Here is a 26,957-nt window from a genome sequence, read left to right as displayed (position 1 = left end):
TGCATTGCGCTCGGACTTTGCGCGCGGCGAGGTGTCCGAACGGCGGTCCGGCACCTGGCCGCCGGACTGATGGAGAGCGATACGAACTCGGGTGTCAGGCCCGGGAGGGGAAGAGATGGCGACCGATTACGACGCCCCACGCAAGACTGAAGACGATGTCAATGAAGACAGCATCGAGGAACTGAAGAACCGGCGGAACGACAAGAACTCCGGGAAGGTCGACGAGGACGAAGCCGAGGCGGCCGAGGCGTTCGAGCTGCCCGGGGCCGACCTCTCGCACGAGGAGTTGACCGTACGGGTCCTGCCCAGGCAGGCCGACGAGTTCACCTGTGCGAGCTGTTTCCTGGTCCGGCACCGCAGCCAGCTGGCCGAGACCCGGAATGGACAGATGTACTGCGTCGACTGCGCCGGCTGACAGCAGCGTAGAGCGATATCACCAACACAAGCCCGTGCCGGACGGCACGGGCTTCGTGCTTTCCGGTTCCGGCCGCGTGCCGTGCCCCGCGGACGCCGTACCGCCCGTTCCGCCGCGCGGTACGCCACGCCGTGCGCCGGCCACGCCGTACGATCCGCCCCCGGCCGTACGCGCAAAACTCGAAGTTTGACCCAGCGGCTTGCCGGCCTCGGCGTGTCGGCGCCGCACGGTCAAACTTTGAGTTTGCGGAAGGACCCGACCACGGTGGGCGGAGGGCCCGGGGACCGTCGGGCGGCGAATATCGATCGCGCGGCAGGGCGGACTGCGCCAGACTGCGCCGGGTGATCAGGTACGAGGTGGACATCCGGCTCACCGAGGTGGAGCCGTCGGACGCTCGTCAGGTGGTCGAGGAACATCACCGGCTACAGTCGTACACCGGGGATTTCTTTCTCGGCAGTCGGCAGCTGGAGGCCCGGCACCTGGCGATCGAGGTCGACGGTCAGCGCGTCGGCCTCGCCGCGGTGGGCGGCGACGGATTGTCGCTGTGCACGGTCGCACCGCCGGCGGTGCGACTCGACCGCCAGATCCTGGAGACGGTGCTCTCCGAGACCGGAGCGACCCAGGCGTACGCCGCGTCCTGGGACCGACATCACCTCAACCTGTTCGGCAACTTCGCCACCGGAATCGACAACCAGACGTACCAGTTCGAGCTGCTCCGGCCCGCGGACCTCCGGCCACCGCTGCCCGGCGTGGCGCTCAGCATCGCGGGCGACTCGGATCTGGATTACCTGCACAGCACCGGTTTCCTGGACGATTCCGACGACAAGGCCGCCAAGGGGGAGCTGCGGGTCGCCCGGCTCGACGGCCGCAGGGTGGGGATCGGCGTCGCCCATCCGCACCCGTTGCACGACGCCCGGGTCGATATCGGTATGTACACCGACCCGCCGGCCCGCCGTACCGGCATCGGCCGATCGATCCTGGCGCTCACAGCGCAGCAGGTCCTGGCCTCCGGTGGTAGGCCGACAGCCGGCTGCTGGTGGGCCAATTGGCAGTCACGACGCACGCTCGAATCTGCCGGCCTGACCTGCATCGGTACGATCTTCCGCCTCGAACTGGATCCGGACCGCTTCCGTCAGTCCTGAATGCCCCCACCCTCAGCGATCGCCGAGCTGGTTGATCAAAGTGATCTTCTGCCAGATCTGCCGGGTCAGGTTCACCGTCAGGTCCTCGACGGTGCTGACCGTGTCCAGCACGACGTCGTCGCGGGATTCCTCGGCGCACAGCGCCGCCGCCTTGCCGACCAGGCTGAGCAGTTCCGAACAGTAGTCGAGGTAGTAGACCAGTCCGGTCAGATCCAGGTCGATCGGCGGCGGGCTCGCCGACGTCGGGTGATATCCGGCCCGCAGCCTCTCCGGGTCCTTGCTCAGCTGATGCATGTCGATGATGTGTGCCATCGAACGCAATCGATGCAGCAGCCGCAGTGTCTCGGCCCGCACCAGCCGGTCGGGCACCGAATACAGGAAGAAGACAGCAAGCCCGGCGAAGACGACATCACTGATCGAGCTGTCCAGCAGTGGCAGCAGGGTGCCGGGCTCCTGCAGCGATCCGTCATCGGTCGAGGTGATCAGCGCCCAGCCGAACAGCACCATGGCGACTCCGATGAGTACCGCGATCAGGATCCAGCGGACCAGCCTCGCCACCGTGAGTCGGCGCCGGAGCCGGGGACCGGTACCGGCGACCTCCTCGATCAGCCGGGCGAGTTCAACGGCGATCCGAACCAGATTGCGGTCCGGAAAGCGTGCTGCGATCCGCGACTCCAACCGCTTGACGGTCCCCAGGACCTGCGGACCGTCGAGTTTCTCCAGACCCATGCAGCAGGAGGGCGCTCAGGACGCGACGTCGGGGCTTGAGCTAGATCTTGAGCTTGATCTGCGGGATCCCTGGCGCCTGGGTGCCCATGTCCTTGGCCCATCGGCTCGCCGCGAAGCGGGTCACCACGAACTGGGTCAACCCGACTCCCACCCCACTGGCGATGGCCCAGCTGGCCGCCTCGACCAGCGGCGTGTTCGGGTCGGTCGCCGACGGCGGTTTCTTGCCGGTCGCGGCCCTCCAGGCGATCTTGATCCCTTGCTGGGCCGCGATCGTCGTGGCCGCTCCGAAGACTCCCATGTAGATCTTCCACACCAGCTTCGACGTCGGTCGCATACGTCGACTCTAGCGGGCGCCGGCCTGCGGTGACAGCACGTCGATGCGGATCACCCGATCAGCCCGATCCGGCCGGGATTCGCGGTCGGCACACACATTGTCATCAAACGCTCCCCACGACGTACGGTTGACGCGTGCCAGAGGCCGTAGATCAGCGATCCCACCCCGGCTACACCGAGCGGCTCTGGGTGCCCATCGGGTGGTGGGTGCTGACCGCGCTGTTCGCCATCTCCCTGCTGGTCGCGGTGCTGTTCTATCTCGGCCCGATCTGGGGCTTCGGCTCCGGGCTGTTGGTGATGGTGGTGATGGGCCTGCTCTTCTATCGGTACGGACGCGAACAGATCCGCGTCGAGTCGGATCGGCTCTGGGTCGGCGCTGCGAACATCGAATGGGCCTACGTGACCGCCGGCCGGGCCCTGGACGAGGCGACCACCCGCAGACGCCGGGGCCCGGAATCCGACGCCCGCGCCTATCTGGTTCTCCGGCCCTACCTGAACCGCGCGGTCGAGGTGACCCTCGACGACGTGGACGATCCGACGCCCTACTGGCTGATCAGCTCTCGCGCGCCGGAGCGGCTGGCGGCGGCGATCTCGGCGCACTGCGCCGCGCCGGCCGCTCCTGGGAATCCTCCGGGGCGCGGTGTGGAGAGTGGCGCGGAGAGCGTCGCGGATCGGGGAACCGTGCCCCGGAGACCGCCCCGGAAAGTTGTCGCGGAACCTGACGTTCGGCCGGAAGTGTCACCCACCGGAGATACGCTTGATTCGTGAGCAGAACGGTTCCCTACGAGGGGCGCTCCGACGCTCCCGAGGTGCGTTCTCCGGGCGGCGAAGGAGTTGACGTGGTCGAGGTGCAGTTGCTGCTCCTCGACCCGGGGTTACCCGCACCCTCCTACGCCCGACCCGGTGATGCCGGGGCCGATCTGCAGCTGACCGCCGACACCGTTCTGCAGCCGGGTGAGCGGCAACTCGTCGGCACCGGTGTCGCCATCGCCCTGCCCGAGGGTTATGTCGGACTGGTACACCCGCGCTCGGGAATGGCGGCCACCCACGGGCTGAGCATCGTCAACGCGCCGGGCACGGTGGACGCCGGCTACCGCGGCGAGATCAAGGTCTGTCTGATCAACACCGATCGGTCCACGCCGATCAAACTGTCCCGCGGTGATCGCATCGCTCAACTGGTCGTTCAGCGGGTGAGTCGAGCCGACTTCGTGACGGTGTCACAATTGCCCGGGTCCATCCGCGGATCGGATGGGTACGGGTCTACCGGCGGGATGCCGACAGACCTGACGAACGGGCCGGTTGCGGCCGACGGACGCCCGGATCAGCCTGGGGTCGAGCCGGGCAGTACACAGCAGGAGAAGAGTCGATGATCTTTCGCTCGCGCCGGCGGCGAAACGAATCCACCGAGTTGGTCGAGGATGACGCAGCCCTGGACGACGGCACCGCGGCAGCCGACGAGCCGACCTCCGACGACCCCGCGCCCGACCGAGCTGACCGGCCCGACCCGTCGGAGCGCTCCGAGGCGTCCGGAACTCCCGGAACGGGTGCGAACGGGGCGCAGCCCGCAAGCACGACCGGCAGCGTGGCACCGACGCTGACCGAGCTGGATGCCCAGGACTGGCGGGATCTCGGGCCGTACGACATCTCCGATATCGACATCGATGCCTTGGAGACCGAGGTCGAGCAGCAGTCCCGGATCGATCTGGGGAGCATCGTGCTGGGTGCGCCCGAGAACACCGAGCTGAGGCTGCAGGTCGACGAAGCGAGCCAGCAGGTCGTCTCGGCGATGATGATCCGCGGTGATTCCGCGCTGGAGGTCGGTGCGTTCGCTGCCCCGCGCAGCGGCGGACTGTGGGCCGAGATCCGGGACGAGCTGGTGCAGGCGGCCCACGAGGCAGGCGGCTCGGCCGACCTGGTGCCGGGTCCGTTCGGCGTCGAGTTGCGCCGGCTGCTGCCGGTTCGCAGCCCGGACGGCCAGGACGGCTACCAGCCCTCGAGGATGTGGGTCGCCGAGGGCCCGCGGTGGATGTTGCGCGGCATCATCTACGGCCAGGCGGCTCTGAACGATGGAACTGATGGTCCGGTTGCGGACTTCTTGGAAGCATTCCGGACGATCGTCGTCCGACGCGGCGACGAAGCCATGGCACCGGGAGATCTTCTCCCGCTGTCCCTTCCCGAAAACGCCTCTCCCGTCGCACCCGCGGCGGGTGAATCAGGAGAAACCTGATGACTACGAATCCGCAGACCGGCGCCCGCGCCGGGGCGGACAAAGGCAATGGGCTGTTCCGCCGGGCGATCCGGCGGCTGGCCTCATCCAATGCCCAACTGGAGGACGAAGAGCGGCAACGCATGGTCCGCAAGACCGGCGCCATGCCGATCAGCTCCTGCGGTGACCGGCAGGTGGTCGACCTGTGCGGCGACGTCGCGACGGTGACGCTCAACCCGCACGGCGGCAAGCCCGCCCTCGAGGTCGAACTGCGCGACGGTTCCGGATCGGTGACCCTGGTCTGGCTCGGCCGGCGCAAGATTCCCGGCATCGAGCCGGGTCGCACGATTCGGGTCTCCGGCCGGATCAGTTGTGGCGCCAACGGCCAGCGGGTCGTCTTCAACCCCAGGTACGAGCTGCTCTGACCTCCGGCGGGCTGTTGCCGCCCGCCCGTCCCAGGGGTCGGTCGATGGGCTCAGGCGGCGCCGCCGATCCGCGGCGAAAGCATGTCGGCCAGGCTCCGTTCCACCTCCTGGGTGGCGACGAACAGCAACTCGTCCCCTGCCTCCAGCGAACCGTCCGTGTCAGGTGCTTGGGCCAGACCATCCCGGACGATGGCCACCAGCACCGCGTCACCGGGCAGCCGCAGATCGCCGATCCGCGCGCCGACCTGCGGACTCTGCTCAGGCAGCGTGAGTTCCACGAGGTTGGCGCTGCCCTGGTGGAAGGTGAGCAGTCGCACCAGGTCACCGACCGTGACCGCCTCCTCGACCAGGGCGGACATCAGCCGGGGCGTCGAGACAGCATGATCCACACCCCAATCGTCGGTGAACAACCATTCGTTCTTGGGGTGGTTCACCCGGGCGACCGTACGGGGCACGCTGAACTCGGTCTTGGCCAGCAGCGAGGTGACCAGATTGACCTTGTCGTCTCCGGTCGCGGCGATCGCCACATCACATGTGTCGATGCCGGCCTCCTCGAGAGTGGAGAGCTCGCAGGCATCGGCCAGCAACCACTCGGCCTCGGGAAGGGTCTCCGCCTTGATCGCTCCCGGGTCCTTATCGATCAACAGCACCTGGTGCCCGTTCTCCACCAGCTCCGCGGCGATCGACCTGCCGACGTTGCCGGCTCCCGCTATCGAGACCCGCATCCCGCACTCCTTCTGTGATCGTGAAGCGATTCCTGGCTGACCATGATCAACCGCAAGGCTGTCCCCGGGCCGATCATCCCGCCCGCGGCGGACCGGCGAGGGTCGCCTCGACGGCGGCAAGCCGCTGGTCCTCGACCGCCACATAGAGCAGATCGCCGTCCTGGAAGACGGTCCCGGCAGTCGGCACGATGCCGTCGCCCATCCGCTGGATGAAGGCCACGCGGGTGCTGGCAGCCGCCTCGATCTGGTCGACCCGTCTGCCGACCCAGCTGGCGTCGACGTGCACCTCGGCCAGGCGTACGGTCCCGGAGGCGTCGCGCCAGTGCGGTTCCGATCCGGTCGGCAGCAACCGCCGGATCACCTGGTCGGCGGTCCAGCGGACGGTGGCCACGGTCGGGATCCCCAGGCGCTCGTACACCTCGGCACGACCCGGATCGTAGATCCGGGCCACGACATTGGTGACCTCGAACGTCTCCCGGACCACCCGGGCAGCGATGATGTTGGAGTTGTCACCGCTGGAGACGGCGGCGAAACCGTCCGCCTCCCGGATCCCGGCCTCCAACAGCACCTCACGGTCGAATCCCATGCCCTTGACCGTCCGGCCGGTGAAGTCCGGCCCGAGGCGCCGGAACGCATCGGTGTTCATGTCGATCACAGCGACCGCGTGGCCGCGCTTTTCGAGACCGCGGGCGAGGGTCGAACCGACCCGGCCGCAGCCCATGATCACGATGTGCACTTGATGGTCTCCTCGGATACCAGCGGACGGACGCAGTAGCGCTCTGCTTCATCCTGATCCAATCGCAGCGAAGTCGGCAAACCCCACGCTGCGGCGCAGACGATGCAGGATCGTTGCCCGGCCCGACGCTGATGGTGTCCACGCCGGGTTGTGGGCCTAGGCTTTCCCGACGTGAACATCGCGGATGTGGGCAAGCGGCTGCTGATCGGCCGCAAGCTTCGCAGTACGCAGCTGGGCGAGACTCTGCTGCCGAAACGGATCGCTCTTCCCGTTTTCGCCTCCGACGCGCTCAGTTCGGTGGCGTACGCGCCGGATGAGATCCTGATCACCCTCTCGCTGGCCGGCGTCGCCGGGTTCGCGTTCTCCTGGCGGGTGGCGATCTTCGTCGCCATCGTGATGGTCGTCGTCGTCATGTCCTACCGGCAGAACGTCCGCGCCTATCCGTCCGGCGGCGGCGACTACGAGGTCGCCACCACCAATCTTGGACCCAACGCCGGCCTGACGGTCGCCAGCGCGCTCCTGGTCGACTATGTGCTCACCGTCGCGGTGTCGATATCGTCCGGCGTGCAGAACGCCGAAGCCGTGTTCCCGTTCCTCAAGGGCCATGAGGCGTTCGTCGCGGTGTTGGTGGTGCTGCTGCTGACCGCACTCAACCTGCGGGGCGTCCGCGAGTCAGGCACCCTGTTCGCAATCCCCACCTACTGCTTCATGGTCGGCGTACTGGCGATGATCATCTGGGGACTGTTCCGGATCGAGGTGCTCGGCCACCACATCGTTGTGGCGACCTCCGGCTACGACATCCAGGGCGACCCGCGCTACACCGGGCTGGCCGGATTCGCGTTCGTGGCGTTGATGGCCCGGACGTTCTCCTCCGGTTCCGCGGCGCTCACCGGGGTCGAAGCGATCTCCAACGGGGTCCCCGCCTTCCGGAAGCCCAAGAGCAAGAACGCTGCAACTACTCTTGCGCTGCTGGCCACGGTCGCGGTCAGCATGATGCTGGGCGTGATCACCCTGGCCCACCTCACCGGGCTGAGGCTGGTGGACCCGCCCTACAGCCACTACGTGGTCAACGGCCGGGTGGTGAACCTGAACGAGGACACCGCGATCGGCCAGCTGGCCCGGGCGGTCTTCGACCACTTCCCGCCGGGCTTCTACTTCGTGCTCGGCGCGACGATGTTGATCCTGTTCCTGGCCGCCAACACCGCGTTCAACGGGTTCCCGGTGCTCGGCTCGATCCTCGGCCGGGACGGTTACCTGCCCAGGCAGTTGCACACCCGCGGTGATCGGCTCGCCTACAGCAACGGCATCCTGCTGCTGGCCGTCGGGGCGGTTGTGCTGATCATCGCCTTCGACGCCAGCGTCTCGGCCCTGATCCAGCTGTACGTCGTCGGCGTGTTCGTGTCCTTCACCACCAGCCAGACCGGAATGGTGATCCACTGGACCCGGCTGTTGAAGGGTGAGGCAGACCGCCACGCCCGGTTGCGAATGATCCGGGCGCGCGTGATCAACGGCGTCGGCGCGGTCTGCACCGGAACGGTGTTGATCATCGTGCTGCTGTCCAAGTTCGTGCAGGGCGCCTACATCGCGATCATCGCGATGATCGTGCTGTTCCTGATGATGAAGGCGATCCGACGGCATTACGACACCGTCGCGCGGGAGACGGCGATCGATCCGACCGAGGACAAGATGCTGCCGAGCCGGGTCCGGGCGGTCGTGCTGGTGTCCAAGTTGCACAAACCGACCCTGCGGGCGTTGGCGTTCGCCAAGGCGTCTCGACCGAGCACGCTGGAGGCGATCACCGTCGACGTCGATCCCGACGAGACCGAACGGCTGGTCCAGCAATGGGAGGACGCCGGCATTGCCGTACCGCTGAAGGTGATCGCGTCGCCGTACCGGGAGATCACCAACCCGGCGCTGGAGTTCGTCCGCAACATCCGTCGGGAGAGCCCGCGTGACGTCGTGACGGTCTACATCCCCGAGTACGTCGTCGGGCGTTGGTGGGAACAGTTCCTGCACAACCAGAGCGCCCTGCGGTTGAAGGCCAGGCTGCTGTTCACCCCGGGCGTGATGGTGACCTCGGTGCCGTTCCTGTTGCAGTCCTCGAGCGCGGGGGAGCGGCGCTACGCCCGGTCCGACCGGCGATCCCGCGCGTCCGTCCGCCAGTGACTGCCGAGACGCCGGCGGGCGAGGCCGCCGGGCCCGTGACGGTCGGACCCGTGACGGTCGGACCCGTGACGGTCGGGCCGATCGCCCACGGCGGCCATTGCGTGGCCCGCTACGACGGGCGGGTAATCTTCGTACGCCATGCGCTGCCGGGCGAGACGGTGATGATCACGATCACCGACACCGGGCAGCCCAGCTATTGGCGCGGTGACGCGACGGTGATCATCGACCCGTCGCCGGACAGGATCGACCGGGCCTGTCCGATCTCCGGGCCTGGTGGCTGCGGCGGCTGCGATTTCCAGCATGTCGCGCCGGCCGCGCAGCGGCGGCTCAAGGCCGACGTCCTGGCCGAACAGCTGCATCGGCTGGCCGGACTCGATCTTCACGTGCCCGTGGAGCATGTACCGGTCCGGAGTCCATCGCAGGACGGGCAACCGGTCGACGGGCTCGGCTGGCGGACCCGGATGCGCTACCTGTTCGATGATCATAGGCAGCCCGGCTTGCGGGCCCATCGCTCGCATCGGGTGATCACGTTGCCGCCGCAGGGTTGCCTGATCGCATCCCCGGTGATCAGCAGGCCGACGGGCGCGCCGTCCGATGGCGAGCTGATCGGAATCGACGCCGCCGATGGTGTGCACTGGCTGTCGGGCGAGGACCGTGAGCAGATCACCGAACATGCCGTCGGCCGCGACTGGCAGGTGGCCGGCGACGGGTTCTGGCAGGTGCACCCCGCGGCGGCCGATCTGCTGGCCACGGCGGTGTTGGACGGGTTACGTCCCGAGTCGGGTGAGAAGGCGTTCGACCTCTACTGCGGCGTCGGCCTGTTCTCCGGTGCCCTGGTCGATGCGGGTTGCCGGGTGATCGGGGTCGAGTCGAGTCGTGACGCCGTCGCTGCGGCCCGGCGCAACCTGGCCGATGCCGGTTCCCGTGCCCGGTTCCACGCCGCCCGGGTGGATCGGGCGCTCGGCGCTCCGCGCGGGCGCAGCGCGTTGCCCGGGTCCACCGATCTGATCGTGCTCGATCCGCCGCGCAGCGGGGCGGGCAAGCGGGTGATCGAGCAGGTCGTACGCCGCCGGCCGCGGGCCATCGCGTATGTCGCCTGCGATCCCGCAGCACTGGCCCGGGACCTGGGCTACCTGTTCCGGCAGGCGTACCAGCTGACGTCGCTGCGGGCCTTCGACCTGTTCCCGATGACCCATCACCTGGAGTGCGTCGCCGTCCTGCAGCCCAGCGGTGGTTGAGCGGGCCGGCGCTGTCGCTAGTGTCGGAGGTGACCACTCCCGGCGGCATGGCGGTCACCGAGTGCTTCCCAACGGTGATATCTTGACGTCGAGAGAGTTTCGACGACAACGGAGTGACGCATGACGAGCGAAGCCGGTAACCAAGGTTCTCCCGAGAGCACCGGCCGGAGCGTGAACAGCTTCGGTGCGAAGGCCACCCTGGCAGTGGGTGACAAGTCCTACGAGATCTTCCGCCTCGACGCGGTCGAGGGATCGGAAAAGCTGCCGTACAGCCTGAAGGTGTTGTTGGAGAACCTGCTGCGCACCGAGGACGGCGCCAACATCACCGCCGACGATATCCGTGCGTTGGCTGGATGGGATCCCGATGCCCAACCCAGCAAGGAGATCCAGTTCACGCCGGCCCGGGTGATCATGCAGGACTTCACCGGCGTCCCGGCGATCGTCGACCTCGCCACGATGCGTGAGGCGTTCGCCGATCTCGGCGGTGATCCCAACAAGATCAATCCGCTGTCACCGGCGGAGCTGGTGATCGACCACTCGGTGATCGCCGACGTCTTCGGCACGGCCGATGCCTTCACCCGCAATGTCGAGATCGAGTACGGCCGCAACAAGGAGCGCTACCAGTTCCTGCGCTGGGGGCAGGGCGCCTTCGACGACTTCAAGGTCGTCCCGCCGGGCACCGGCATCGTGCACCAGGTCAACATCGAGCACCTGGCCCGGGTCGTCTTCCCGCGGGAGATCGACGGTCAGACGTACGCCTATCCCGACACCCTGGTCGGCACCGACAGTCACACCACGATGGTCAACGGCCTCGGCGTCGTCGGTTGGGGCGTCGGTGGCATCGAGGCTGAGGCGGCGATGCTCGGCCAGCCGGTGTCCATGCTGGTTCCGCGGGTGGTCGGCTTCAAGCTCTCCGGCTCGCTGCCGGAGGGAGCCACCGCGACCGACCTGGTACTGACGATCACCGAGATGCTCCGCGCGCATGGCGCAGTCGGCAAGTTCGTCGAGTTCTACGGACTTGGTGTCGCCGAGGTACCGGTCGCCAACCGGGCCACCATCGGCAACATGAGTCCCGAGTACGGATCGACCATCGCGATCTTCCCGATCGACGACAAGACGATCGACTACCTCCGGCTCACCGGCCGTACACCGGAGCAGATCGCCCTGGTCGAGGCGTACGCCAAGGCGCAGGGTCTGTGGCACGAGGCGGACAAGGAGCCGAAGTACTCCGAGTATCTCGAACTTGATCTTGGTTCGGTGGTGCCGAGCATCTCCGGCCCGAAGCGGCCCCAGGACCGGGTATCGCTGTCCGATGCGAAGCAGGGCTTCCGCGGAGCGCTGACCGCCTACGTCGAGGACGACGAAGAGGCGATCACCGGGGCGTACGACGAGGCGCTGGAGGAGTCCTTCCCCGCCTCCGACGCGCCGGCCGCCCACGAGAGCGTCCATGGTCAGACTCCGGGTCGCGACTATCTGTCCTGCGCACCTGCCGACGGCAAACGCAGCAGCAGGTCGGTGAAGGTCACGCTGGACGACGGCACGACGGTCACCCTGGATCACGGCGCAGTCGTGATCGCGGCGATCACCTCGTGCACCAACACCTCCAACCCGAGCGTCATGATCGGCGCAGCCCTGGTGGCCAAGAAGGCGATCGAACGCGGCCTGAGCCGCAAGCCATGGGTGAAGACCACGCTGGCCCCGGGCTCGAAGGTGGTCAGCGACTACTACGAGCGGTCCGGCCTGACCCCGTACCTGGACAAGCTGGGATTCAACCTGGTGGGGTACGGATGTACCACCTGCATCGGCAACTCCGGGCCGCTGATCCCGGAGGTCAGCGACGCCGTCAACGCCAATGACCTTGCTGTGGTGTCGGTACTGTCCGGCAACCGGAACTTCGAGGGTCGGATCAACCCCGACGTCAAGATGAACTACCTCGCCAGCCCGCCGCTGGTGGTCGCCTACGCCCTGGCCGGCAGCATGGACATCGATCTGACCACCGAACCGCTGGGCACCGACACGTCGGGGAATCCCGTGTATCTGAACGACATCTGGCCGACCGAGGCCGAGATCGACGAAATCGTGTCCTCGGCGATCGGTGCGGAGATGTTCACCGAAAGCTATGCCGACGTCTTCGCCGGTGATCAACAGTGGCAGTCGCTGCCGACACCGGAGGGCGAGACCTTCGCCTGGGATTCGGAGTCGACCTACGTCCGCAAGCCGCCGTACTTCGACGGAATGCCGACCGAGCCGGCTGCAGTGACCGATATCGAGGGTGCCCGGGTGTTGCTCAAGCTCGGCGACTCGGTGACCACCGATCACATCAGCCCGGCGGGTTCGATCAAGGCCGACAGCCCGGCCGGTCAGTACCTGACCGAGCACGGCATCGACCGGCGGGACTTCAACTCCTACGGCTCACGGCGCGGCAACCACGAGGTGATGATCCGGGGCACGTTCGCCAACATCCGGCTGCGGAACCAGATCGCACCGGGGACAGAAGGCGGGTTCACCCGGGACTTCACCTCCGAGGACGCTCCGGTGACGACGGTCTTCGACGCATCGCAGAACTACCAGGCCGCCGGAACCCCGCTGGTTGTGCTGGCCGGCAAGGAGTACGGCTCCGGCTCCTCGCGCGACTGGGCGGCCAAGGGCACCGCACTGCTCGGCGTCCGCGCGGTGATCGCCGAGTCCTACGAACGGATCCACCGGTCCAACCTGATCGGCATGGGCGTTCTCCCGCTGCAGTACCCGGAGGGCCAGACCGCGGAGAGCCTCGGGCTGACCGGAGAGGAAACCTTCACCATCACCGGGATCACCGAGCTCAACGAGGGCACGACACCCCGGACCGTATCGGTGCAGGCCGGCGACGTGACCTTCGACGCTCTCGTCCGGATCGACACACCTGGGGAGGCCGCGTACTACCGGCACGGCGGCATCATGCAGTACGTGCTGCGGTCGCTGCTGCGCCGGTAGGTCGTCCCTGTGCGCTGACAGCAATCACGACGGCGATCGCCTTCTCGGGGCTTGGAGCCCGGAAGGCGATCGCCGTCGTCATTCCCGTCATTGTGCGGCCGTGTCACTTGGGCAGCGGCGGCACTAGCATCTCCTCCCATGGCTGCCGCGAGCGAGGACCGTGCCTGGGTGAGGGAGGCGATCCGGCTGCTCGACGCCGACGCCAATCGCAGTGCGGACACCCATCTGCATGTCTTCCCGTTGCCGCCGGAGTGGGGCATCGACCTGTACCTGAAGGACGAGTCGGTGCACCCCACCGGCTCGCTGAAGCACCGCCTGGCCAGGTCGTTGATCCTGTACGGCCTGGTGAACGGCCGGATCGGACCGGCCACCGGGCTGGTCGAGGCGTCCAGCGGATCGACGGCGGTGTCGGAGGCCTACTTCGCACGGATGCTCGGACTCCGCTTCACCGCGGTGGTGCCACGCAACACCAGTCCGGAGAAGATCGCCATGATCGAGTTCTATGGCGGCGGGTGCCACCTGGTCGACAAGGCGTCGGAGATGTACGGGGCAGCGGCCCGGTTGGCCGACGACTCCGACGGCTACTACCTCGACCAGTTCACGCTTGCGGAGCGAGCGACCGACTGGCGCGGCAACAACAACATCGCCGAGTCGGTCTTCTCCCAGTTGGCTCTCGAGCGGTATCCGATCCCGGCCTGGATCGTCGTCGGCGCGGGCACCGGCGGCACCAGCGCCACCTTCGGCCGGTACGTCCGCTACCGCAGGCACCGCACCAGGATCGCCGTGGTGGACCCGGAGGGTTCTGCCTTCTACGGCGGCTGGAAGACCGAATCGCCAGACTCTCGGCCCGGGCGCCCGTCCCGCATCGAGGGCATCGGACGCCCCCGGGTCGAGCCGTCCTTCGTTCCCGAGGTGATCGACGAGATGCTGCAGATCCCCGATGCCGGCTCGCTGGCCGCGATCCGCCTGCTGCGCAGCCGCACCAGGCACTGGGCGGCGGTTCCACCGGCACCAATCTCTACGGCGCGTTCCAGCTCATCGCGCGAATGATCACCGACCAGGAGCACGGCAGCGTGGTCACATTGATCTGCGACAGCGGGGAACGCTACGCCAACAGTTACTACGACGACGATTGGATCGCCGACCAGGGCTTCGATCTGGCCCCGCACCTGGCGACCATGGAGCACTTCCTGGAGACCGGACGCTGGGATCGGCACCCGTGATCGAATGGGTGTTCTTCGATGTCGACCAGACCCTGTGCGACTTCGCCAGCATGATGCGCCGAGCCTGTCCGCGTCGCTGGCCGAGATCGGGGAGCGTTGGCCCGAGCTGCGCGGACGCTACCAGCCCGATGACCTCGAAGCGATCCGCGACCGATTGGCCGATGCGTACGGGGATCGACCCGTGCCGCTGGTGCCGGTACGCCGGCAGATGTTCGCCGAGGCGTTGGCTCCGGTGGGTCCGCGCGTAGACGAGATCGACGAGATCACCGAGCACTACTTGGGAATCCGGTTCGCCGAACCATTGCTGTTCGACGATGTGCTGCCCTGCCTGGAGGCGCTGCGGGGGACCTGCCGGCTCGGCGTGATCACCAACGGCAACTCCAAACTCGACTCGCTCGGACTTGATCACTACTTCGACCGGGAGTTCGTCGCCGAACAGGTGGGATACGCCAAGCCCGACCCGCGGATCTACGCCCATGCCGCCGCTGACGTCGGTTGCCGACCGCGGGAGTTGATCATGGTCGGCGACTCGTGGGGGAAGGACGTCCGAGCCGCCCGGGACGCCGGCTGGCGCGGCATCTGGTTGCGCCGCGACGTCGACCCGAGCGGTCACGATGAGATCGGGAACCTGACCGCTCTGCCGGAGCTGCTGGACATCCGGACACGCGGCACGGTCCGGTTCAGACCAGGGTGATCTCCTTGCCGGAGTCAGCCGACTCGTAGATCCCTTCCAGGATCTTCATGATCTCGACGCCGTGCCAGGCCGGCGCGACGCTCTCCGCGCGACCCAGCGAGGCGTCGACGAAGTTGGCGATCTCGTTACGGAAGCCGACGGTGATCTCATCCGTGCGGGCGGCGATCTGCGGCTCGATGTTGACCACCGTGTCGTGCCGCTCGGTGGCGATCTTCAGCTCCGGCTCGAGTTCGGCGCCGCCCTTCTGCCCGTACACAGACACGTCGATGGAGTTCTTGATCGCGTGCAACGAGTAGGAGGCGTCGATCAGCAGCGAGGCACCGTTGTCGAAGCGGACGACCGCGTTGGCCATGTCCTCGACGCTGTTCTTGGTCGGGTCGTAGTCGGAGACCCGGTAGCGCGGCAGGTTGACGATGTTGGCGCGATTGCCCAGCTCGGCGTAGGTGTGTCCGCTGACCGCGGTGGCCTGCGGTGATCCCATCAGATACCAGCACAGGTCGATCACGTGGACGCCGATGTCCAGCAGCGGGCCGCCGCCGGCGATCTCCTTGTCGGCGAACCAGCCGCCGGGGTTGCCCACCCGCCGGATGCAGCTGGCCTTCGCGTAGTAGATGTCACCAAGATCACCGGCGTCGATGAACGTCTTCAGCACCTGGCAGTTGGGGAAGTGCCGGCGTACGAAACCGACCTGGACGACGCGATCGTGATCTTCGACGACGCGCTGCAGTTCCAGTGCCTCGCCGTAGGTACGGCTGATCGGCTTCTCCACCAGGACGTGCTTGCCTGCCTTGACCGCGGCGATCGACCACGAGGCATGGGTGTTGTTCCAGGTGCAGACGCTGACACCGTCCACCTCCGGGTCGGCGAGCAGCTGGTTCGGGTCGCCGTAGGCCCGCTTGGCGCCGAACTGGTCGGCAACCGCCTGGGCACGTTCAGCGTTGATGTCGCTGACGGCGACGATCTCGACGTCGGGGTTGGTTGCGTACGCTCCCAGGTGGAGCTGGGCGATGCTTCCGGTGCCGATGACACCGATCTTGAACTTTGGCACGGTGCTGTTCAGTCCTCTGTGCTGGCTACGGGTCGGTTGGTCTGTGGGTCAACTGTGGGTCAAACGATCATGCTTCGGCGATCAGCCGCTTGGCGTTGGCCAGGCCGCGTTCGCAACCGAGCAGGCAGTCCTCGATGCCTTCGAACTCGATGGACGCGTACCCCTGATAGGAGGATTCCTTGATCGACTTCGCCACGGAACGCAGATCGATGTCGCCGTTCCCGACGATCGCGCCGCGCAGGAACTTGCCGCCCTTGGACAGGAACCAGCCCTCGCCCGGATCCTTGTCCGCGGGGCGGATGTAGAAGTCCTTGAAGTGCACGATCATCGCGTACGGCAGGTTCTGCGGTACCGACGCCGTCGGGTCCTCGTCGACACAGACGAAGTTGCCGACGTCCAGGGTGGTCTTGAAGTTCGGCTCGCCGACGGCGTGCACGATCCGGCGCACCCGGTCTGCGGATTGCACGAAGAAGCCGTGGTTCTCCAGGCTGGTCGTGATGCCCTTGCCGGCGGCGTACCCGGCGATCTCCTTGGTGGCGCCGACGATCAACGGAAGCGCCTCCTCGAAGAGGGGAGTGTCATCGCCCTCGAGGCCCTTGTGCGCGACCACGTCGTGCCGCATCAGCGTGATGCCCAGTTGCTCGGCCAGGTCGACGTAGGCCTTGACGCGCTTGACCTCTGCCTCGAGTTCGGCCTGGTCGGAGGTGTAGAAATTGGCGCCGACCGCGATGTTGGAGAGCGTGACGCCGGACTGCTCGGCCTTCGCCCGGATGGAATCCACGTATTCCGGATCGGACTCGAGGTTCGGGATCGGCGCGTCCGGCCCATGTTGGCCGGCCACCGCCAGTTCGAGGTGCTCGCCCTCGCTGTCGGCGACCCAGTCGATGACGTCGGGCAACGTCATCTCGCCGGACCGCAGCTTCTGGGAGAAGCTGTAACTGCTGAAGCCGAAGCTGATCTTGTCGGTCATGTCCCCTTCTCGGGCTTCGTCGGTGAACACAGGTCGGTGCTTGCTCCGATCATTGCGTGCCCGCCCGGTCCGCTTGCGTCCGGGGGTCGGTTTCGGGCGCGGTACGCAGCCGCCGCCACGGTGGCGGCACCGCCGGAAGCCCGAAGATCTGCTCCGAACCCCGCTCGAAGGCGTACGCCAGCGCGCCCGTGACGGACGCGTCCGAGGTCAGCCGTGACGTGGTCAACTCCGGGCGGACCGGCAGGTCGAGCAGCCGGTCGAGCTGCCGGGCCAGCGGTCCGAGCAGGGTCCGACCGGCTCGGGACAGGCCACCGCCGACGATCACCAGCTCCGGGTCGAGGGTCAGCGCCAGGGTCGCCAGCCGGGGAGCGAGTTGCTCGCAGAAGGCGTCGATCTCGGCGAGCGCCCGGTGGTCACCGGCTGCCGCCCGGTCGAAGAGCGGCCGGGCTTCCCGCCCGGTCGACCAGCAGAGCCCTCCGCCGTCGTCGTAGGACGGGGTCCAGCGCATCCCGCGTTGCGCACCGAGCTCACCGGCCATCCGGTTCCTGCCCTGCAGGATCTGGTCGTCGACCATCAGTGCGACCGCGATCCTCCTGCCCAGATGGAGGTAGATCAGATTCCCTGCGATGTCGCCGAGATGATGTTCTGCATACGCCGCGAGCTTGAGATCGGTCTCGACCAACACCGCGCAACCGAGCCGCCGGGACAGCTCGGCTCCCGGACGAACACCGGTCCATTCCGGAAGCTGCCCGCTCCGCACCAGCCGTTGATCATGATCGAGGATTCCGGGCACCGCCAGGCCGACTGCCGCCGGCCGCGGGTGCGGACGGTGTCCGGCCGTACCGGTCGATCGGTGCTCGACGGCGCTCGTCACGAGCTCCGTGATCACCTCGAGTCGGTCGGTCGCGGCATCACCGTCCAGGCGCCTGCAGACGCGGGAGACGATCGACCCGCCGGCGTCGCTGACCGTGCAGCGGACGACGTGTGCGCCGACCTCGACGCCGGCGACCAGCGTCGTCGACGGATCGGCGACGAACCGCCGTGCCGGACGTCCCGGCGTACAACTGTCCGACGGTTCGGCCGTCCGCACCGGTCCGGCGGCGATGAGGTCGTGCAGGACCGCGTCAACGGTTGGCCGGGAGAGCCCGGTACGTGAGGTCAGGTCGGCAACGGTGAGCGGTTCTTCGGCATTCAGCAGGATCATCAGGCAGTCCCGCGCGTTGGTCTGTCGTACTGCCGCCGCGGCCAGATCGGCAGTCGACCTGTCCCGGCTTCGGGCGGCGTTCGTAGGGTCGGAGAAGCGCTTGGCAAACTGAGTCATCGGAACCTTCGGTTCGTCCCGGACCGGCGTGAGGACCGCCGGTCCGGCAAATCGCGGTGTGCCCTCCTGGGGCTCCGCGTCAGGTGTCGTCGTCCGGGCGGACCCGGCTCAGGGCAGCCGCGATGCGGGCCGCATAGTCGGCGGCCTCACCGGCGGCATAGCGGGTGCGCGGCCAGAAGAAGCCGCGCAGTCCGTCGCCCTTGGTCCGCGGTACGACGTGAAGGTGCAGATGGGGTATCGACTGACTGACGATCGTGTTGATCGCGCTGAACGTGCCCTGCGCGCCCAGTCCGTCGAGCATCGCCGACGACATCCGGCGGGCCAGCCCCAGCAGGGGCTGCATCAGGTCCTCCGGAAGTGTCAGCAGCGTGTCGACATGGCGGACCGGTGCGATCAGCACATGCCCCTTGAACACCGGTCGGTGATCAAGAAAGCCGATCAGGTTGTCGTCGCGGTGGACCACGTCGGCCGGAAGATCACCGGCCACGATCCGGCAGATGACATCGTCGCTGCGGTGTTCGGCTGTGCCGGAGTTGATCATCAGAGTCTCCCCAAATGCTTGGTGAAGTGCGTCGGGTGCGCCGTTGGGCGCGAGATCGGCGCCGATGCTCAGTCGGGGGAGAAGCCGGGATCGTACAGCGAGGCCTGCGGTTGTGACGAGCCGGATCCGCGTACGCCTGCGGCGGTCGTTACCGTGCCGCGGATCACGCTCGGAAGCGTGCTGTGCTCGTGCCAGGGGCCACCGGATGCGCTTGTGGTGATCACGCCTTGCGACGGAGACGGGACTTGAGCCGGTGCCTGTCCCGGACCGCCGGTGCCCAGGCCGAGGAGCAGAAGCCCGGACCGTGCGACCAGGTGTACGTGGGTCGACGGGGTGGCGACCAGGTGGGTGCCGGGGATCGCTGTCGAGGCGGGCCGGCAAGTGAGCAGGCCGAGGAGTAGCTGAGGTTGCTGCGCGTGCTGGGTCGCCGTCGCCTGTCCCGTCCGCGTCGAGGCCCCGAACGGGGCGGAGTCGGCTGTGATGCCCGCGGCGGACAGGTCCGGGCCAAGGACCACCGGATCCGCCGCGCCGGTCGGGGATCCGAGACGGGTGATCGGGATGCCGCCGAGGAGACCGGCAGCGCTTCCGCCCGGTGTCAAACCGCCCGGAGACGAACCGACGGTCCGGCCGGCGGTGTTGCTGACGATCGAGATACCGTTGTTGACGATCGTGACGGTCTCGGCGACAGGCTGGACCGTCCGGCTGACGGTGCGGCTGACGGTGCGGCTGACGGTGCGGCTGACGGTGCTGTCGTCTGTGCGGGTGGCGGTGTTGATCACGGTGGTGACCACCGGGTTGCCGACTGCTGTGTCGACGGTCCTGGTGACCGTGTCCCGGGCGACCGGCTCGACTGTGGCAGTGACGTGATCAACCGTCTTTCCGACGTTGCCCACCGTTGTGCCGACTCCGCTCACGGTGTCGCCGACCGTGCCGACGAGGGCCCCGACCGGCTTGGCGTGATCACCGCCTGGACCATCTCCGAGATGAGCGCCGAGATGAGCGTCGAGATGAGCGCCGAGATCAGCGCCGAGATCACCCACCGTGTTACCGGTGCTGGTGACCACGCCGCCGGTCGAGGAGACCACCTTCGTACCGGTGCGCACCACTGCGGTGACCTGTCCGACCTCGTCACCGGCGGCGCTTCCGAAGCGGTCGGGATGACGCACTCCGTCGACGATCCCGGTCGTCCGGTCGACGGTCGAGCCCGCGGCGTCGGTCGTGGCACCGATGCTGCGCACCGCATCTCCGCCCGAATGGGTGACCTCCTCGACGCGTCCACCCGGAACGCGATGACCGGCGCGTTCCACGGGATCAGCAGTCGACCCGACCCGACTGCTGATCCCGTGGACCCTCCGCGACGCCGAATGCACCACGCCGTTGACGGCGTCGGCGGCAGCGGCAGTGGCTGCGGTGTGCGTACCGTTCGTTGTGTCCTTCGGGCGCTGGGTAGGCATCGTGTGGCCGGTGGCCTGAGGCGGCCGGTGACCGGCGGACGGGTGGCTCGAGGTCCTGCCGGAGGGGTGTCCGGCCGGGGGAGCGCCGAGGACACGGTGGACACCGTTGGTGACCTCAGCGCCGACCGACCGGACGCCGCCGCCAACACCGAAGAGGTCGGCAGCCGGACCGGAGTGATCATCGGTGTCGGCGGAGGCGAGCGAGCTGGACCAGAACAGACCGGCGGCGACGCAGAGCAGCGTCAGGATACTCAGCCGGATCCAGGCAGCCACCGATGTCGCACGACGTCGTCTTCGGGGCGCGCGCGGGGCGAGGTGGGATTTCAACTCGATCGGGCCGATGTGCGTACGTTAGAGGATGTAGGGGTCTTTCCGAAACCGCGTTGCCGACATCGAGGCGCCGACCGCTGCCTCGGGGCATGCGCCCCGTTCGATCCTGCCCGCTGGCATGCGGCATCCCGCACGAGTCGGGAGTCGCGCGGGATGCCGGGGTGTTCGGGCCGGTGGGTTGGGTCAGTTCGGGATGATCAGGCCGGCGGTTTGTTGGGTGGCGGCGGTGAAGCGGGTTTGGGCGTCGGCCCAGTTGACGACGTTCCACCAGGCTTTGACGTAGTCGGCTTTGACGTTTTGGTATTGCAGGTAGAAGGCGTGTTCCCACATGTCGAGGAGGACGATGGGGATTTGGGCCAGGGGGAGGTTTCCTTGTTGGTCGTAGATCTGGACGATGTTGAGGCGTTGGCCGAGGGTGTCGTAGACGAGCATGGCCCAGCCGGAGCCTTGGATGGTGTTGGCGGTGGCTTCGAAGTGGGCGCGGAAGGCGTCGAAGGTGCCGAAGTATTCGTCGATGGCTGCGCCGAGTTCGCCGTCGGGTTTGTCGCCGCCGTCGGGGGAGAGGTTGGGCCAGAAGACGGTGTGGTTGACGTGGCCGCCGAGGTTGAAGGCGAGGTTCTTCTCCAGTCCGCCGACGGTGCCGAGGTTGCCGGTTTCGCGGGCTTCGGCGAGTTGGTCCAGGGCGGTGTTGATGCCGGCGACGTAGGTGGCGTGGTGTTTGTCGTGGTGGAGTTCCATGATCTTGCCCGAGATGTGGGGCTCCAGCGCTGCGTAGTCGTAGGGCAGATCGGGAAGCTCATAGACGGCCATGAATGGGTCCTTTCACACGTCTCGTGTGGTCGCGTTGTGACGAGATACCCATCCTGCAACCTCAACAACGGTTGAAGGCAAGAGGCCGCCGAGCCGGCTTGCCGCGGACGCCTGTCCGGCTTAGAATCGAACACATGTTCTAACTGCGCAGGAGGCTTCGATGAACGGCTGCTCGACCAACCAGAACCCGGCCGACGGGTACGCACCGCCCGGATGGCCGGAGAACGTCCGCCCTCCGGGTGCGACGGACTGGGACCGACAGGCGGTGGCGTACCTGCTGGACTGCTGTCCGGCAGACTTCCGCGGCTATCCGGTGCTGCGGCGCCACCCGATGGTGCTGGCGGCCTTCGCCAGACACAGCGTTGCGGGACAACGCAGGGCGGCCACCGACGGAGTCTCGATGGCGCGGTCCGATCTCGAGCAGCGGGTCGACCAGCGGGTGATCGCCGAGGCGGTCGATGCCTGGCAGGCAGAACTTGCCCGGCTGGCCCGGGTTGAACGCGCCGTCGACCTGGTCTCCCGTGCGCTGGGCGGGGAGCGGTTCACGCCCCGGCTCGGCGAACCTGCACAGCGAAGCCGGAATATCTCGGCGTGGCAGCCGGGTTGACCTGCCCGTGAGTGTGCTTTTCGAGCCGTACCGGCTGCGATCGTTGACCGTCAAGAACCGCGTCTGGGTGGCACCGATGTGTCAGTACAGCGCAGAACCGTCCGGGCCCGGGACCGGTGTGCCGAACGACTGGCACCTTGTCCATCTGGTCTCCAGGGCGGTGGGTGGCGCCGGTCTGGTGATGACCGAGGCGACCGCGGTCAGCCCGGTCGGTCGGATCAGCCCGCAGGACCTCGGGATCTGGAACGACGACCAGGTCGCGGCGTTCTCCCGGATCACCGCCGCCGTCTCATCGCATGGTGCGGTGCCGGCCATCCAGTTGGCACATGCCGGGCGCAAGGCGTCCACCGCACAGCCCTGGCGGGGCGGCGGACCGGTCGGACCGGAACAACACGGCTGGCAACCGGTCGGACCGAGCGCTGTGCCGTTCGCCGACGGTTACGCCGGACCGCATGAGCTTGCCGACGACGAGATCGCGGGAGTGGTCGAGGAGTTCCGTGCCGCGGCACGGCGGGCCCTGAATGCCGGCTTCCGGGTCGCCGAGGTGCACGGAGCGCACGGCTATCTGATCCATCAGTTCCTGTCCCCGCACAGCAATCACCGCACCGACCGGTACGGCGGAAGCTTCGAGAACCGCATTCGGCTGGCGCTCGAGGTGACCGATGCCGTGCGGTCGGTCTGGCCCGAGGAGCTGCCGGTGGTGTTCCGAGTGTCGGCGACAGATTGGCTGGCCGAGGCGGGCAATCCACGCCCCGGCTGGACGGCGGACGAGGCGGTGGAACTGGCCCGTCGGCTGCGAGCACACGGAGTCGACCTGATCGACACGTCGAGCGGCGGCAACGTGGCTGATGTGAGGGTTCCGGCCGGTCCGGGCTATCAGGTGTCCTACGCTCGCCGGATCCGTGAGGAGGCCGGTGTCGCCACGGGGGCGGTCGGCATGATCACCGAGCCGGTCCAGGCGGAGAAGATCATCGTCAACGGCGAGGCCGATGTCGTGCTGCTGGCGCGGGAGCTGCTGCGCGACCCGTACTGGCCGTTGCACGCCGCGCGAGAACTCGGTGTCGAGGTGCCGGTGCCCGATCAGTACGCCCGGGCGTTCTGATCGACGTCCGCAGCAACAGCCGGCCGTAGGCGTGGACGTAACGACGATCACGTCCGAAGCACGGCCGGCAGAGACGGCATGCGGACACCCGGGCACGTACACTCAGCCTCATGTCCTTGCTGGAGAAGATCAACGACCCGCGTGATCTGCGGTCGCTCTCCACGGAACAACTGGTGCAGCTCAGCGAGGAGATCAGGGCGTTCCTGATCCACCACGTCAGCCGGACCGGCGGGCATCTCGGACCGAACCTCGGTGTGGTCGAGCTCACCATCGCATTGCACCGGGTTTTCGATTCGCCGCGCGACCCGATCATCTTCGACACCGGCCACCAGAGTTACGTGCACAAGATGCTGACCGGCCGCCGCGATCTCTTTCCGACACTGAAGCAGCGGCACGGGCTCTCCGGATATCCCAGCCGCGCCGAGTCCGAACACGACTGGGTGGAGAACCAGCACGCCTCGGCGTCGCTGTCCCTACGCCGACGGGCTGGCCAAGGCTTTCCGGCTGCGCCGCGACCGGCACACGGTCGTCGCGGTGATCGGGGACGGCGCACTGACCGGCGGGATGGCCTGGGAGGCGCTGAACAACATCGCCGCCGCCCCGGACCTGCCCGTGGTGATCGTGGTCAACGACAACGGCCGTTCCTACACCCCGACGGTCGGCGCGATCGCCGAACATCTGACCACGCTGCGCACCGATCCGCGCTACGAGCAGGTACTTGATCTTGTCCGGCGCAGCGTCACCCGGACGCCGGTGGTCGGCAGTGCCGCCTACGAGGTGTTGCACGGCGTGAAGACCGGCCTGAAGGATGTCCTGGCGCCACAGGGCATGTTTGCTGATCTTGGTCTGAAATACGTCGGCCCGATCGACGGTCACGACGTGGCCGCCGTGGAGAAGGCACTCAATCAGGCCAAGCATTTCGGTGGCCCGGTGATGGTGCACGTGATCACCAAGAAGGGCAAAGGATTCCCGGCCGCGGAGAACCACGCCGAGGACCAGTTCCACACGGTCGGCAAGATCGACGAGATCACCGGTGCGCCGCTGTCGGACCCCAAGGGCCGCAGCTGGACCGACATCTTCGGAGAGGAACTGGTCCGCCTCGGCAGGTTCGACGACCGGCTCGTCGCGATCACTGCGGCGATGCTGTATCCGACAGGACTGCACCGTTTCGCCGAGGTCTTCCCCGAACGCACCTTCGACGTCGGGATCGCCGAACAGCACGCGGTCACCTCGGCCGCGGGACTCGCGATGGGCGGCATGCACCCGGTCTTCGGGGTGTACGCGACCTTCCTCAACCGGGCGTTCGACCAGGTGCTTATGGACGTCGCCATGCACCGGCTGGGGGTGACCTTCGTCCTGGATCGGGCCGGGGTGACGGGCAACGACGGCGCCAGCCACAACGGCATGTGGGACCAGTCGATCCTGCAGATCGTACCGCGCCTGCAACTGACCGCCCCCCGGGATGCCACCCGGTTGCGGCAGGCGCTGGCCCGGGCCGTGACGGTAAACGACGCGCCGACGGTGATCCGCTACTGCAAGGAACCGGTGCCCGCGGACATCGATGCCATCGACACCATCGACGGAGTCGACATCCTGGCCCGTACGGGTCAGGACCAGGTCCCTGGTCGTCGGCTACGGCGCCATGGTGCCAACGGCGATGACCGTCGGACGGCGGCTCGCCGATCAGGGCATCGGCGTCACCGTGGCGGATCCGGTCTGGGCGCTGCCGGTGAACCCGGCTCTCCTTGATCTTGCCGCACACCACCAGCTGGTGATCACCATCGAGGACAGCGGCGTGATCGGCGGCTGTGGCGCACGGCTGACCCAGGAGCTGTCCCACCACAAGATCAACACTCCGGTGCGCAGCTACGGCGTGCCGCAGCAGTTCCTGGAACACGGCAGCCGGTCCGGACTGCTGGAGGAGCTCGGACTGTCGGCACAGGAGATCGCCCGGGCGACCCTGGAGGAGATCGTCGGCCACGCCCGGCCACTGGTCGCCGAGGACGTACTGGCCGACGAGCCCGGCCACAACTGACCCCTCGGTCACCCTCCCCGCCCCACCCTCTTGCCGCACCGGCTGCTGCATCCCGCACCCTGTACACCCGGTGCGGGATGCACTGAGCGGTGCGGGAAGAAGGTTCCGACGGCTGCGCGTCGGCCGGCGCATTGTGGCGACCCGCGACGCGCGAGAACAGATCTCCGACTCGTCACGCGCAGCCAGTCCTAAGGTGATGGTGCGGCTTGACTCATCGTCGAATGGGAGGGCAGTACGGGTGAGCGTTATGCGGACCAAGTCCATCGAGCAATCGCTCAAGGACACCGATGAGCCGGAGTACCGGCTGAAGAAGAGTCTGACTGCTCTCGACCTGACGGTCTTCGGTATCGGCGTCGTTATCGGAGCCGGTATCTTCACCCTGACCGGGCGGGCCGCCGGAACGATGGCCGGGCCGAGCATCGTACTCAGCTTCGTGCTCTCCGGCCTGTGTTGCGCCTTCGCGGCCCTCTGTTACGCCGAGTTCGCCTCCACCGTTCCGGTGTCCGGGTCGGCGTACACCTTCTCCTACGCCAGCCTCGGCGAACTCATCGCCTGGATCATCGGCTGGGACCTGATGCTGGAGCTGCTGGTCGGTGCGGGGACGGTTGCCCAGGGCTGGTCGCAGTACGCCGAATTACTGATCCACCAGCTGGGTGGTGACGGCTTCTCCGAGCACATCGGTCCGTTCCACTGGCTGGCAGCCCTGCTGGTCTTCGGCCTCTGCGTGCTGATCACGGTCGGGATCAAGGAGTCGCTACGGGTCAACATGGCGCTGGTCGCGCTGAAGATCTTCATCGTCCTGTTCGTGATCATCGCCGGCCTGTTCTTCATCCAGGCCGCCAACTACTCGCCGTTCATCCCGCCGTCCCAGCCGGGTGAACAGGTTGCCGGTCTCACCCAGCCGTTGATCCAGGCCTTGCTCGGCATGCAGCCCAGTGCCTTCGGCGTCTTCGGGATCTTCTCCGGAGCGGCGCTGGTGTTCTTCGCCTACATCGGCTTCGACGTCGTCGCAACGACCGCCGAGGAGGCCAGGAACCCGCAGCGGGATCTGCCGATCGGCATCATCGCGTCCTTGATCATCTGCACGATCCTCTACTGCGCGGTCTGCCTGGTGATCACCGGCATGGTGCGCTACGACAAGATCGATCCGGATGCCGCCCTCGCCCAGGCCTTCGAGACCGTGGGCAAGGGCTGGATGGCAACGATCATCTCCGCCGGTGCCGTCGCCGGTCTGATGACGGTGGTACTCACTCTGCTCACCGGAGCCTCCCGGGTGGTCTTCGCCATGTCCCGCGATCATCTGCTGCCGCCCCGGCTGAGCGCGCTGCACCCGTCCTTCAAGACGCCGTACCGGGTGATCGCGATCATCGGTGTGGTCGGCATCCTGATCGCCGGTTTCGTGCCGGAGGACTGGCTGGCCGAGATGGTCAACATCGGTACGCTGACCGCCTTCATCCTGGTCTCGATCGGCGTGGTCGTGCTGCGCCGGACCCGGCCCGATCTGCCGCGGGCGTTCCGGGTGCCGGGCGTCCCGGCTGTGCCGATCGTCTCTGCGCTGATCTGCTTCTACCTGACCATCAACCTGTCGATCGAGACCTGGATCCGGTTCGTGGTCTGGATGGCCGTCGGCTTCCTGGTCTACTTCGGCTACAGCCGTACGCGCTCCCGGTTGGCGACCGGCGCGGACCTGCACAGCGCCCCTGAGGCGGTCGACCAGGAGCGGAGCTGATCCGCGGC

At 67.4% G+C, this 26,957-nt stretch carries 25 protein-coding genes and 1 pseudogene; 16 read left to right on the top strand and 10 right to left on the bottom strand.

Features of this window, described 5'->3' with window-relative positions; all coding sequences use genetic code 11:
• The first annotated feature begins 115 nt into the window (after window positions 1-115).
• Together GJV80_RS08990 and GJV80_RS08985 are read left to right on the top strand one after the other, a co-directional pair.
• Complete coding sequence (locus GJV80_RS08990) at window positions 116-415, top strand: DUF4193 domain-containing protein (protein ID WP_154687606.1); 300 nt, start codon at window positions 116-118, stop codon at window positions 413-415.
• Between the two features lie 341 nt (window positions 416-756).
• Window positions 757-1,557, top strand: a complete 801-nt coding sequence (locus tag GJV80_RS08985; RefSeq protein WP_154687605.1) for a GNAT family N-acetyltransferase — start codon at window positions 757-759, stop codon at window positions 1,555-1,557.
• Between the two features lie 12 nt (window positions 1,558-1,569).
• On the opposite strand, the gene GJV80_RS08980 is transcribed toward GJV80_RS08985, so the two are convergent.
• A complete protein-coding gene (locus GJV80_RS08980; protein ID WP_154687604.1) occupies window positions 1,570-2,286 on the bottom strand; it encodes a hypothetical protein in 717 nt (238 codons plus the stop codon).
• 40 nt (window positions 2,287-2,326) lie between these two features.
• Window positions 2,327-2,620 carry a DUF4235 domain-containing protein gene (locus GJV80_RS08975; RefSeq protein ID WP_154687603.1) on the bottom strand — a complete coding sequence of 98 codons (294 nt, stop codon included), beginning with the start codon at window positions 2,618-2,620 and terminating at the stop codon, window positions 2,327-2,329.
• Window positions 2,621-2,754: 134 nt separating this feature from the next.
• Here GJV80_RS08975 and GJV80_RS08970 point away from each other — a divergent pair, with 134 nt between their 5' ends.
• From GJV80_RS08970 to GJV80_RS08955, 4 genes are all read left to right on the top strand, one after another.
• Window positions 2,755-3,387 (top strand): DUF3093 domain-containing protein, encoded by a 633-nt coding sequence (locus tag GJV80_RS08970; RefSeq protein WP_154687602.1) that lies wholly within the window; start codon window positions 2,755-2,757, stop codon window positions 3,385-3,387.
• 71 nt (window positions 3,388-3,458) lie between these two features.
• On the top strand, window positions 3,459-3,989 hold the full coding sequence (gene dut / locus GJV80_RS08965) for a dUTP diphosphatase (RefSeq protein WP_154690144.1): 531 nt from the start codon (window positions 3,459-3,461) through the stop codon (window positions 3,987-3,989).
• On the top strand, window positions 3,986-4,846 hold the full coding sequence (locus GJV80_RS08960) for a DUF3710 domain-containing protein (protein ID WP_154687601.1): 861 nt from the start codon (window positions 3,986-3,988) through the stop codon (window positions 4,844-4,846). Before dut ends, GJV80_RS08960 begins: the two co-directional genes overlap by 4 nt.
• Complete coding sequence (locus tag GJV80_RS08955; protein WP_154687600.1) at window positions 4,846-5,250, top strand: OB-fold nucleic acid binding domain-containing protein; 405 nt, start codon at window positions 4,846-4,848, stop codon at window positions 5,248-5,250. Before GJV80_RS08960 ends, GJV80_RS08955 begins: the two co-directional genes overlap by 1 nt.
• A 50-nt stretch (window positions 5,251-5,300) precedes the next feature.
• Here GJV80_RS08955 and GJV80_RS08950 read toward each other — a convergent pair whose 3' ends face one another.
• Window positions 5,301-5,975 carry a TrkA family potassium uptake protein gene (locus GJV80_RS08950; RefSeq protein WP_154687599.1) on the bottom strand — a complete coding sequence of 225 codons (675 nt, stop codon included), beginning with the start codon at window positions 5,973-5,975 and terminating at the stop codon, window positions 5,301-5,303.
• 73 nt (window positions 5,976-6,048) lie between these two features.
• Window positions 6,049-6,729: a TrkA family potassium uptake protein gene (locus tag GJV80_RS08945; RefSeq protein ID WP_195909332.1), complete on the bottom strand. Its 681-nt coding sequence runs from the start codon at window positions 6,727-6,729 to the stop codon at window positions 6,049-6,051.
• A 153-nt stretch (window positions 6,730-6,882) separates the two neighbouring features.
• Here GJV80_RS08945 and GJV80_RS08940 point away from each other — a divergent pair, with 153 nt between their 5' ends.
• The 6 genes from GJV80_RS08940 to GJV80_RS08920 all read left to right on the top strand — a co-directional run bounded on the left by GJV80_RS08940 (window position 6,883) and on the right by GJV80_RS08920 (window position 15,002).
• Window positions 6,883-8,877 (top strand): APC family permease, encoded by a 1,995-nt coding sequence (locus GJV80_RS08940; RefSeq protein WP_154687597.1) that lies wholly within the window; start codon window positions 6,883-6,885, stop codon window positions 8,875-8,877.
• Window positions 8,878-8,927: 50 nt separating this feature from the next.
• A complete protein-coding gene (locus tag GJV80_RS08935; protein WP_230208287.1) occupies window positions 8,928-10,115 on the top strand; it encodes a class I SAM-dependent RNA methyltransferase in 1,188 nt (395 codons plus the stop codon).
• A 120-nt stretch (window positions 10,116-10,235) separates the two neighbouring features.
• Window positions 10,236-13,085, top strand: coding sequence for an aconitate hydratase AcnA (acnA, locus tag GJV80_RS08930; RefSeq protein ID WP_154687595.1), 2,850 nt, complete (start codon window positions 10,236-10,238; stop codon window positions 13,083-13,085).
• Between the two features lie 138 nt (window positions 13,086-13,223).
• Entirely contained in the window at window positions 13,224-14,135 is a 912-nt protein-coding gene (locus GJV80_RS08925; RefSeq protein ID WP_305070115.1) for a PLP-dependent cysteine synthase family protein, read from the top strand.
• Window positions 14,132-14,308 carry a hypothetical protein gene (locus tag GJV80_RS24730; RefSeq protein ID WP_305070114.1) on the top strand — a complete coding sequence of 59 codons (177 nt, stop codon included), beginning with the start codon at window positions 14,132-14,134 and terminating at the stop codon, window positions 14,306-14,308. Before GJV80_RS08925 ends, GJV80_RS24730 begins: the two co-directional genes overlap by 4 nt.
• Before the next feature lie 34 nt (window positions 14,309-14,342).
• On the top strand, window positions 14,343-15,002 hold the full coding sequence (locus GJV80_RS08920; RefSeq protein ID WP_195909253.1) for an HAD family hydrolase: 660 nt from the start codon (window positions 14,343-14,345) through the stop codon (window positions 15,000-15,002).
• On the opposite strand, the gene GJV80_RS08915 is transcribed toward GJV80_RS08920, so the two are convergent.
• From GJV80_RS08915 to GJV80_RS08890, 6 genes are all read right to left on the bottom strand, one after another.
• The gene (locus GJV80_RS08915; RefSeq protein WP_154687593.1) at window positions 14,989-16,050 is read right to left on the bottom strand and encodes a Gfo/Idh/MocA family protein; all 1,062 of its coding nucleotides are present in this window, start codon (window positions 16,048-16,050) and stop codon (window positions 14,989-14,991) included. The two genes, GJV80_RS08920 and GJV80_RS08915, sit on opposite strands and share 14 nt — an antisense overlap.
• A 67-nt stretch (window positions 16,051-16,117) precedes the next feature.
• Complete coding sequence (locus tag GJV80_RS08910; protein WP_154687592.1) at window positions 16,118-17,020, bottom strand: sugar phosphate isomerase/epimerase; 903 nt, start codon at window positions 17,018-17,020, stop codon at window positions 16,118-16,120.
• 49 nt (window positions 17,021-17,069) lie between these two features.
• Window positions 17,070-18,341, bottom strand: coding sequence for an ROK family transcriptional regulator (locus GJV80_RS08905; RefSeq protein WP_154687591.1), 1,272 nt, complete (start codon window positions 18,339-18,341; stop codon window positions 17,070-17,072).
• 79 nt (window positions 18,342-18,420) lie between these two features.
• On the bottom strand, window positions 18,421-18,882 hold the full coding sequence (locus GJV80_RS08900) for an HIT family protein (RefSeq protein WP_154687590.1): 462 nt from the start codon (window positions 18,880-18,882) through the stop codon (window positions 18,421-18,423).
• A gap of 68 nt (window positions 18,883-18,950) precedes the next feature.
• Window positions 18,951-20,609 carry a hypothetical protein gene (locus tag GJV80_RS08895; RefSeq protein ID WP_154687589.1) on the bottom strand — a complete coding sequence of 553 codons (1,659 nt, stop codon included), beginning with the start codon at window positions 20,607-20,609 and terminating at the stop codon, window positions 18,951-18,953.
• Between the two features lie 240 nt (window positions 20,610-20,849).
• Complete coding sequence (locus tag GJV80_RS08890) at window positions 20,850-21,476, bottom strand: superoxide dismutase (RefSeq protein WP_154687588.1); 627 nt, start codon at window positions 21,474-21,476, stop codon at window positions 20,850-20,852.
• Between the two features lie 160 nt (window positions 21,477-21,636).
• On the opposite strand from GJV80_RS08890, the gene GJV80_RS08885 reads away from it, so the two are divergent.
• From GJV80_RS08885 to GJV80_RS08870, 4 genes and pseudogenes are all read left to right on the top strand, one after another.
• Complete coding sequence (locus tag GJV80_RS08885) at window positions 21,637-22,083, top strand: hypothetical protein (protein WP_154687587.1); 447 nt, start codon at window positions 21,637-21,639, stop codon at window positions 22,081-22,083.
• 1 nt (window position 22,084) lies between these two features.
• Window positions 22,085-23,185 carry an NADH:flavin oxidoreductase/NADH oxidase gene (locus tag GJV80_RS08880; protein ID WP_230208388.1) on the top strand — a complete coding sequence of 367 codons (1,101 nt, stop codon included), beginning with the start codon at window positions 22,085-22,087 and terminating at the stop codon, window positions 23,183-23,185.
• A 110-nt stretch (window positions 23,186-23,295) separates the two neighbouring features.
• A pseudogene (dxs, locus tag GJV80_RS08875) lies at window positions 23,296-25,220 on the top strand (1-deoxy-D-xylulose-5-phosphate synthase).
• A gap of 247 nt (window positions 25,221-25,467) precedes the next feature.
• Window positions 25,468-26,949 (top strand): amino acid permease, encoded by a 1,482-nt coding sequence (locus GJV80_RS08870; protein ID WP_370518829.1) that lies wholly within the window; start codon window positions 25,468-25,470, stop codon window positions 26,947-26,949.
• The last annotated feature ends 8 nt before the right edge of the window (window positions 26,950-26,957 follow it).

The organism is Microlunatus sp. Gsoil 973, from assembly GCF_009707365.1.
In the GTDB taxonomy this organism is placed as follows: domain Bacteria; phylum Actinomycetota; class Actinomycetes; order Propionibacteriales; family Propionibacteriaceae; genus Microlunatus.
Note: the sequence above shows the minus strand (reverse complement) of the source record. Positions and strands in the feature narration are given on the sequence as shown.